General features: G+C 54.9%; 9 protein-coding genes. 6 read left to right on the forward strand and 3 right to left on the reverse strand.

The genetic code is table 11. The features are described 5' to 3' along the window. Window positions 1-63: 63 nt before the first annotated feature. Both VGM48_RS10185 and aroE read left to right on the forward strand, forming a co-directional pair. Window positions 64-837 (forward strand): phosphosulfolactate synthase, encoded by a 774-nt coding sequence (locus tag VGM48_RS10185; protein WP_331578663.1) that lies wholly within the window; start codon window positions 64-66, stop codon window positions 835-837. Then, window positions 834-1,577 carry a shikimate dehydrogenase gene (gene aroE, locus VGM48_RS10190; protein ID WP_331578665.1) on the forward strand — a complete coding sequence of 248 codons (744 nt, stop codon included), beginning with the start codon at window positions 834-836 and terminating at the stop codon, window positions 1,575-1,577. Before VGM48_RS10185 ends, aroE begins: the two co-directional genes overlap by 4 nt. A gap of 30 nt (window positions 1,578-1,607) precedes the next feature. Here aroE and VGM48_RS10195 read toward each other — a convergent pair whose 3' ends face one another. Genes VGM48_RS10195 through VGM48_RS10205 form a run of 3 tightly spaced genes read right to left on the reverse strand, consistent with a single transcriptional unit; the run spans window position 1,608 to window position 3,787 of the window. Then, window positions 1,608-2,039, reverse strand: coding sequence for a thioesterase family protein (locus VGM48_RS10195; RefSeq protein WP_331578667.1), 432 nt, complete (start codon window positions 2,037-2,039; stop codon window positions 1,608-1,610). Window positions 2,040-2,045: 6 nt separating this feature from the next. Beyond that, the gene (gene rdgB / locus VGM48_RS10200; RefSeq protein ID WP_331578669.1) at window positions 2,046-3,149 is read right to left on the reverse strand and encodes an RdgB/HAM1 family non-canonical purine NTP pyrophosphatase; all 1,104 of its coding nucleotides are present in this window, start codon (window positions 3,147-3,149) and stop codon (window positions 2,046-2,048) included. Further along, the gene (locus VGM48_RS10205) at window positions 3,146-3,787 is read right to left on the reverse strand and encodes a hypothetical protein (protein ID WP_331578671.1); all 642 of its coding nucleotides are present in this window, start codon (window positions 3,785-3,787) and stop codon (window positions 3,146-3,148) included. Before VGM48_RS10205 ends, rdgB begins: the two co-directional genes overlap by 4 nt. 94 nt (window positions 3,788-3,881) lie before the next feature. On the opposite strand from VGM48_RS10205, the gene VGM48_RS10210 reads away from it, so the two are divergent. The 4 genes from VGM48_RS10210 to fusA all read left to right on the forward strand — a co-directional run. Continuing rightward, window positions 3,882-4,946 (forward strand): branched-chain amino acid aminotransferase, encoded by a 1,065-nt coding sequence (locus VGM48_RS10210; protein ID WP_331578673.1) that lies wholly within the window; start codon window positions 3,882-3,884, stop codon window positions 4,944-4,946. Between the two features lie 109 nt (window positions 4,947-5,055). After that, window positions 5,056-5,469, forward strand: coding sequence for a 30S ribosomal protein S12 (gene rpsL / locus VGM48_RS10215; protein ID WP_331578675.1), 414 nt, complete (start codon window positions 5,056-5,058; stop codon window positions 5,467-5,469). Between the two features lie 40 nt (window positions 5,470-5,509). Further along, window positions 5,510-5,977: a 30S ribosomal protein S7 gene (gene rpsG / locus VGM48_RS10220; RefSeq protein WP_331578677.1), complete on the forward strand. Its 468-nt coding sequence runs from the start codon at window positions 5,510-5,512 to the stop codon at window positions 5,975-5,977. Window positions 5,978-6,157: 180 nt separating this feature from the next. Next, a partial coding sequence (gene fusA / locus VGM48_RS10225) for an elongation factor G (RefSeq protein WP_331578679.1) occupies window positions 6,158-7,894 on the forward strand: 1,737 nt, incomplete at its 3' end.

A 7,894-nucleotide genomic window follows, 5' to 3' on the forward strand; every position in this document is an offset into this window, starting at 1 on the left:
GCGAAGTAAGCAACGGGGGCCGTGGCTGGTTTCCTGGATTTATGGACTCAATAAAACTATAGGATGAATTTCAAACTTACGCAGATGCCGGAGCGGCTGGAGAAGCCACGGCAGGCCGGGATCACGATGGTAATGGACAAAGGGTTGAGTATCGATGAGGCAAGGAATTTTTTGAGTGTTTCTCATCCCCATGTGGATGTCGTCAAGTTGGGCTTCGGAACCTCTTTCGTGACGCCAAATCTTCGGGAGAAGATCGAGGTGTACCAATCCGCCGGGCTTCCCGTCTATTTTGGCGGTACGCTTTTCGAGGCTTTTCTGATCCGGGGGCAATTCGAAGATTATATAGCCGTCTGCAAGGACTATGGCATCACCCATATGGAGGTGAGCGATGGCAGCATTACGATCCCGCATGCCGAGAAGTGCGGATATATCGAGAAGCTGACCAAGTATGGTACCGTGTTCAGCGAGGTAGGCAGCAAGGATGCGGCTCATATCATTCCGCCTTATAAATGGATCGAGCTGATGTCGGCTGAGCTTAGCGCCGGCGCTTCTTATGTGATCGCCGAAGCGCGGGAGGCGGGTAATGTGGGGATCTATCGCGGCAGCGGCGAGGTGCGGGAAGGTCTTGTTCAGGAGATACTGACGCAGATACCGGCGGAAAAGATCCTGTGGGAGGCACCGCAGAAGGCGCAACAGCTTTATTTTATCGAGCTGATCGGTTGTAATGTCAACCTTGGCAATATAGCACCTACCGAAGTGATCGCGATGGAAGCGATGCGCGTCGGACTACGGGGAGATACTTTTCATATGTTTTTGGATAAAGACAACGCGCGATGAGACGGTACGGGTTGATCGGTTTTCCGCTGACGCATTCATTTTCACAGCGGTATTTTACGGAAAAGTTCGTGCGGGAGGGGATCGTGGATTGCGCCTACCTGAATTTTCCAATACCATCTATCGACGAGTTGCCGGCCGTGCTGGCGGATGCCGAGCTTTGCGGGCTCAATGTCACTATTCCTTATAAAGAGCAGGTGCTTTCGTTTCTGGATGGGCGTGGGCCCGTGGTGGAAGCCATTGGAGCCTGTAATTGCATCAAGATCGATGGAGGCCGGCGTGTGGGGTATAACACCGATGTGGTCGGCTTCGAAAAAGCGTTGCTGCCGAAGCTGGGGAAGCATCACCGGCAGGCGCTGGTCTTGGGGACGGGGGGGGCGGCCAAGGCGGTGGAGTATGTGTTGGGGAACCTGGGGATCGCCTATCGCCTGGTGACGCGGAGGCCGCGGGAAGGTACGAATGATCTTGGCTACGAGGATATCGATGCGGCGATGATGGGCGCATATACGCTGGTGGTGAATACCACGCCGTTGGGGATGTATCCCAATGTGGAGGAGTATCCGGCGCTTCCTTATGCGGCGATCGGGCCGAAGCACTATTTATTCGACCTGGTATATAATCCGGCCAGGACGTTGTTCCTGAAGAAGGGAGAGGAGCGGGGAGCGGTGGTGGAGAATGGACATGCGATGCTGCTCCTGCAGGCGGAGGAGAGCTGGAGGATCTGGCAGGAGCCTACGAAGTAGGCGCGGGCGGTTGACGGAGCTGCGGCTTACTTAAGACAGCAATTTATTCATTACTTCTTTTGGGACGGGGGCGATCTTTTTTGCCTTATAGTCGTAGCATACCATGCCCGTGCGGGCGAAGCTGACGGAGACCCATTTGTCGTTGGCTAATTTTTCCAACTTGTAATACAGATCGAATCCGACACGGGAGAACTCGGCGGCGGCGATGGAGCCGCGGAGGGTTTCGCCATAGAACAGTTCGGCCCTGAATTCGATGGTGACGTCGGCCATGATGAGGCCTACGCCGGCCATGTCCAGTTCCTGATAGCCGTGGTGGCGGAGGAATTGTACCCTTAGTTCGTGAATGAGGGAAAGGACGGAGTCGTTGCCGACATGACCGCCATAGTTAAGATCGGTGATGCGGACCGGGATCTCCGTGGTGAAGGAAAAATGTTCCGGCAGGGTTAATTTGATCCTTGGCATATGCAATCATATTTGGGTTTGAAGGAATGCCACCAGTTGGTCGGCGGCTTTACGGCGGTGGCTGTACCTGTTCTTTTCTTCCAGGGTCATCCGGCCAAAGGAGCGGGTATCGCCTTCGGGGACAAAGATGGGATCGTAGCCAAAGCCATCGTCGCCGTCGGGGGCGGGAAGGATGCGGCCTTCGCAGATGCCTTCGAAGAGATGTTCGGTGTTATTGTAGTTGAGACTGATAACGGTTCGGAAACGGGCGCGCCGATCGGGGTTATCGCCGAGGCCTGTCAGTAATTTTTTGATGTTCTCTTCGAAAGACCGGGTTTCGCCGGCATAGCGGGCGGAGAGGACGCCGGGTTCGCCGCCGAGGGCCATTACTTCGAGGCCGGTGTCTTCGCTGAAGCAGTTGTCGTTGGTGAGTTTATGGATCGTGGAAGATTTTTCCGTCGCGTTTGCTTCGAGGGTATCGTGCGGCTCGGGGATATCGATGTCGATGCCGGCGGCTTTGAGAGAGATGACCTCCAGTTTGTCGCCGATGGCGGACTGGATCTCGATCACTTTATGCTGGTTGTTGGTGGCGAAGATGATGCGGGGTTTGGCAGCCATGGCGAGGGCGTTTTTTATGAATTGCGTTTTTGCGTTTGTATAGGCTTCGCGGTCGTCGGCGTGTTCTGCGGCGAGACCTTTTTTGAGGGCTGCGTATTGGGCGCGCAGGGGTTGGTTCCGGATGAGCAAATTGCGGAAGAGGATCTCCGCTTCTCTTTCTACGCTGTGCGGGAGCATGAGGTGGAGATGGGCTGCGCGTTTTTCGTTTTCTACTTTTATGAGAAGGCGTCGGTAAGGGCGTTGGTCGAGTTCGGGAGGGACGTAGTGCCAGTCTTCGTGCCGGAGGGGTTCCACCAGGGCTTCGATGTTGTCGAAGGAAGGGATGGTGGCCAGCAGATCGATAATGGGTTTAGCCGGCAGGTCGGGAACGGCGGTGCTGCCGATATGTTCGCTATTGGGGATGCCAAGTGTGGACAGCTGGTGCTGCAGGCGGCGGGCCTTCTCCGGCCAGGTGGGGTCGGGGTCTGCGATGCGGATGGGTTCGGTTGCCCATTTGGGGAACGGCGAGCTCATACGTCGAAGAGGGTTTTCAGGCAGACCCAGAGCTTGCTTTTGAGCAGCTTTGCGTCGGCGGTGTTGCCAACCATTTCCTGGAGGGATGGGGCATAGAGATAGGTGCATTGATCATAGGGCTGCAGCTTGAATGTCGGGAAGTTGATGGGCAGGCGGATGGCGGTGGGTTCGATGCCGAACAGGAGGATGCTTGCCGGTTGGAGTTGCTGGCGCAGGGCCGTGACCGAGACGGGTGCGGTATGATGATTGACGATGGCTACGTCGCCGATGTTCATGCGGCAGGCTTCGAGTATTTTGGACAGGAAGCCGAGTTGGTCGTCGGGGAGGAAGGCGGCGGCGGGGGAGTCGACGATGATGGTGACTTTGCGGCGGTGGTTGCCGAGGATCTTGTAGGCGGTGGGTTCGGGTGGTGGCGCGGGTTGCGGGGGAACGGGGGACGACTGTTCGGTGACAGGTTGCGGGGGAACGGGCGATTGCTTTTCGACGATGGGTTGGGGCGTGACGGGGGACGGGTTTGCGGCCGCGGGTTGCGGGGCAGCGGATTGCGGAATGGTGGAACCGGCGGGTGGGACCAGCGCGGCGTCGCTGTACCATTCGGAGATGATAAGCGTTGATAGTGCGATGTTGTTCAAGCTCATATTGCTTCTGTCCTGTTGACTAACAATTGTTAGTTTTTGATTTTGTTCTCACAAAGATTGTTCGTTTCTTTGTGGATACAAAATTTACCTACGTATGATTGCAGCCCTGGACATCCAAGTTACAAAAACGGGGAAAAGTAAAATTAGCGAGATCGATTTTAACAATCTGCCTTTTGGGAGACATTTTACCGATCACATGCTGGAAGTGGATTATGTCGACGGCGAATGGAAGCAGGTGCATATCAGGCCTTACCAGGACCTGAGCCTTTCGCCGGCTTTATCGGCGTTGCATTATGGGCAGTCCATTTTTGAAGGTGTCAAGGCTTATAAGGACCGGGAGGGCAAGCCCTTTATTTTCCGGCCGTACGATAATTACCGCCGCTTCAATACATCGGCGGAACGGATGATGATGCCGACGGTACCGGAGGAGATCTTTATCGAAGGGATGCGGCGGCTGATCGATCTGGAGCAGGAGTGGATCCCGATGAAGAGCGATTATTCGCTTTATATCCGGCCGTTCATGTTTGCGACGGAGGAGGCTATCGGGGTGAAGGCGTCCGATAGTTATAAGTTTATGATCCTGTTGAGTCCCACCGGGCCGTACTATTCGGCGCCGATGCGGATCTATGTCGAGGAGAAGTTTACCCGGGCGGCCAGGGGCGGTTTTGGGTTTGCCAAGGCGGCGGGCAACTATGGCGGCAGTATGCTGGCAACGGCAGTGGCCAAGCAGCGGGGGTATGACCAGGTGTTGTGGACGGATGCGTTCGAGCACAAGTATATCCAGGAGATAGGGACGATGAATGTCTTTTTTGTCATCGGGGATAAGGTGTTGACGCCGGACCTGGAAGCGGGGACGATCCTGGAAGGGGTGACCCGGGACAGTGCGATCGAAGTGTTGCGGGAAGAGGGGTATACGGTGGAGGAAGCGCCGATCCATATCGACGACGTGGTCCGGGCCTACCAGGCGGGGGAGTTGAAGGAGGTGTTCGGGACGGGTACCGCGGCGACCATTTCGATGATCAAAGAGCTTGCTTATGAAGAGTATACGATGAAGTTCGATACGGATAAGTGGGTGGTTGCACCGACGGTGAAGCGGGTGTTGACCGATATCCGGGAAGGGCGCCGGGCGGATTCGCGGGGTTGGATGTTTCCGGTTTAGTGGGAGGCTTGCGGGTTTCCGGGCCGGCCCAGGTGCACAGAAGCAAAAAGATTTGGTTTATAAGACGGGGGAATGTACTTTTGCAATCCCAAAATAAAATAGGTCCAGAATGCCTACGATACAGCAATTAGTTAGAAAAGGAAGAGAGATAATTCGTGCAAAGAGTAAATCCCGGGCTTTGGATGCCTGTCCGCAGCGCCGTGGGGTTTGCACCCGTGTTTACACGACTACTCCCAAGAAGCCGAACTCGGCGCTGCGTAAGGTAGCGAAGGTGCGGTTGACGAACAAGGTGGAGGTGATCGCATATATCCCGGGTGAGGGGCACAATCTCCAGGAGCACTCGATCGTGCTGATCCGTGGCGGTCGTGTAAAGGACCTTCCGGGTGTTCGTTATCATATCGTTCGCGGCAGTTTGGATACGGCCGGTGTAAAGGACCGGAAGAAGAGCCGGAGCAAGTACGGGACGAAGAAGGACAAGCCGGGTGCAAAGGGCGCCGCAGCTAAACCCGCAGGAAAGAAGTAAAAAGTTATTAAACTAAGTATAAGTATAATTCCGTCAAACAATGAGGAAGACGCAACCCAAAAAGATACCGCTGGCCCCCGATGCAAAGTACAACGACATCCTGGTGACCCGTTTTGTGAACAACATCATGTGGCAGGGTAAGAAGAACACCGCCTATACCATTTTCTACGACGCCCTTGACAAGGTTGCTAAGACGACCAATGAGGACGGGTATGATATCTGGAAGCGGGCTTTGTCGAATGTAACCCCGGCCGTCGAGGTTCGCAGCCGGCGGATTGGTGGTGCTACCTTCCAGATCCCTGCGGAGGTTCGCCCGGACCGGAAGATCTCGTTGAGCATGAAATGGCTGATCCGTTACAGCCGCGAGCGTAATGGCCGGAGCATGGCTGAAAAGCTTGCCGGGGAGATCGTTGCAGCCAGCAAGGGTGAGGGTGGTGCATTCAAGAAGAAAGAAGACACGCACCGGATGGCAGAAGCCAATAAGGCCTTTGCGCACTTTAAAGTATAGATTAATAAGAAACAACATATAAAAAGAGGCCTGAACGGCCTCTTTTTTAGTTTAATAAAACGGTCCGGGGGGCCGTCGGCCCAAGGGCCAGACGTCAGCGAAATGAGGGAAAATGCGCGATTTTTGATCCGCGCATATCCCGAATTTTACGTACCTTTGCGCAACTTTTCAATAAATAATATGGCAGACTTAAAATTTCAAAGAAACTTCGGGATTGCGGCTCATATCGACGCCGGGAAAACCACGACCACGGAGCGGATCTTGCGCTACACGGGGATGATTCACAAAATCGGGGAAGTGCATGATGGTGCGGCTACCACCGACTGGATGGAGCAGGAAAAAGAACGGGGGATCACGATCACCTCGGCTGCCGTGAGCTGCCAATGGAACTTCCCTACCGATAAGGGTAAGGTGGATGCCAATACCAAGAAATATTACTTCAACATTATCGATACTCCGGGTCACGTGGACTTCACCGTAGAAGTGGAGCGTAGCATGCGTGTCCTGGACGGGCTGATCGCCCTGTTCTCCGCCGTTGACGGCGTTGAGCCCCAGTCGGAGACGGTTTGGCGTCAGGCCAACCGTTACAAGGTTCCCCGGATCGGTTTTGTCAACAAGATGGACCGGAGCGGTGCCGACTTCCTGATGGTGGTCAACCAGGTTCGCGAAATGCTTGGCGCCAAGGCCGTGCCGCTGCAGTTGCCGATCGGCGCCGAAGATGATTTCAAGGGCGTTGTCGACCTCATCAAAATGAAGGGGATCATCTGGCATATGGAAACGGAAGGGATGACCTTCGACGAGATCCCGGTGCCTGATGACATGATCGAAGAAGCGCTGGAATGGAGAGGGAAACTGGTGGAAGCCGTTGCCGAGTATGACGATACATTGATGGAGAAATTCTTCGAAGACCCCAACAGCATCACGGAAGCGGAAATGCACGAGGCGATCCGCAAGGCTTGCGTCGATCTGAGCATCGTCCCGATGATGTGTGGTTCTTCCTTTAAGAACAAGGGTGTACAGACTGCGCTTGACGCCGTCTGCCGCTATCTGCCTTCTCCGCTGGATATTGAAGATACGGTGGGTACGGACCCCAATACGGGTGAGACGATCACGCGTAAGGCCAATGCGAAGGAACCCTTTGCGGCGCTTGCCTTCAAGATCATGACCGACCCCTTTGTGGGCCGTCTGGCCTTCTTCCGCTGCTATAGCGGTCATCTGGATGCCGGCAGCTATGTCCTGAATGTACGGAGCGGTAAGAAAGAGCGGATCAGCCGGATCATGAAGATGTTTGCCAACAAGCAGAACCCGATCGACTTCATCGAAGCCGGTGATATCGGGGCGGCGGTTGGTTTCAAGGAAATCAAGACCGGGGACACGCTTTGTGACGAAGATCATCCGATCACGCTTGAAAATATGTTTATTCCCGAGCCGGTGATCGCCATCGCCGTCGAGCCGAAGACACAGGTCGACGTCGACAAGATGGGTATTGCCATCTCGAAGCTGGTGGAAGAAGACCCCACGCTGCGTGTCAACACCGATGAGGATACGGGTCAGACCATTCTTCGCGGGATGGGTGAGTTGCACCTCGAGATCATCATCGACCGCATGCGTCGTGAATTCAAGGTCGAAGTGAACCAGGGCGCTCCCCAGGTGGCCTATAAGGAAGCATTCCATAACACCATCGAACACCGGGAGGTACTGAAGAAGCAAACCGGTGGCCGTGGTAAGTTTGCCGATATCCAGTTCGCGATCGGACCGGCGGACCAGGAATGGCTGAAAGAAAATGAAGGCAAGCACTTCCAATTCGTCAACGATATCTTTGGCGGTTCGATCCCCAAGGAATTTATTCCCGCCATTTCGAAGGGGTTCGAGACCTCGATGACGACGGGCGTACTGGCAGGCTATCCGATGCAGAAT

This window comes from Puia sp. (assembly GCF_036500295.1).
Classification (GTDB): Bacteria; Bacteroidota; Bacteroidia; order Chitinophagales; family Chitinophagaceae; genus Puia.

Coding starts and splice junctions, on each gene's coding strand:
- VGM48_RS10185 (WP_331578663.1), top strand. CDS start 64: ATGAATTTCAAACTTACGCAGATGCCGGAGCGGCTGGAGAAGCCACGG.
- aroE (WP_331578665.1), top strand. CDS start 834: ATGAGACGGTACGGGTTGATCGGTTTTCCGCTGACGCATTCATTTTCA.
- VGM48_RS10195 (WP_331578667.1), bottom strand. CDS start 2,039: ATGCCAAGGATCAAATTAACCCTGCCGGAACATTTTTCCTTCACCACG.
- rdgB (WP_331578669.1), bottom strand. CDS start 3,149: ATGAGCTCGCCGTTCCCCAAATGGGCAACCGAACCCATCCGCATCGCA.
- VGM48_RS10205 (WP_331578671.1), bottom strand. CDS start 3,787: ATGAGCTTGAACAACATCGCACTATCAACGCTTATCATCTCCGAATGG.
- VGM48_RS10210 (WP_331578673.1), top strand. CDS start 3,882: ATGATTGCAGCCCTGGACATCCAAGTTACAAAAACGGGGAAAAGTAAA.
- rpsL (WP_331578675.1), top strand. CDS start 5,056: ATGCCTACGATACAGCAATTAGTTAGAAAAGGAAGAGAGATAATTCGT.
- rpsG (WP_331578677.1), top strand. CDS start 5,510: ATGAGGAAGACGCAACCCAAAAAGATACCGCTGGCCCCCGATGCAAAG.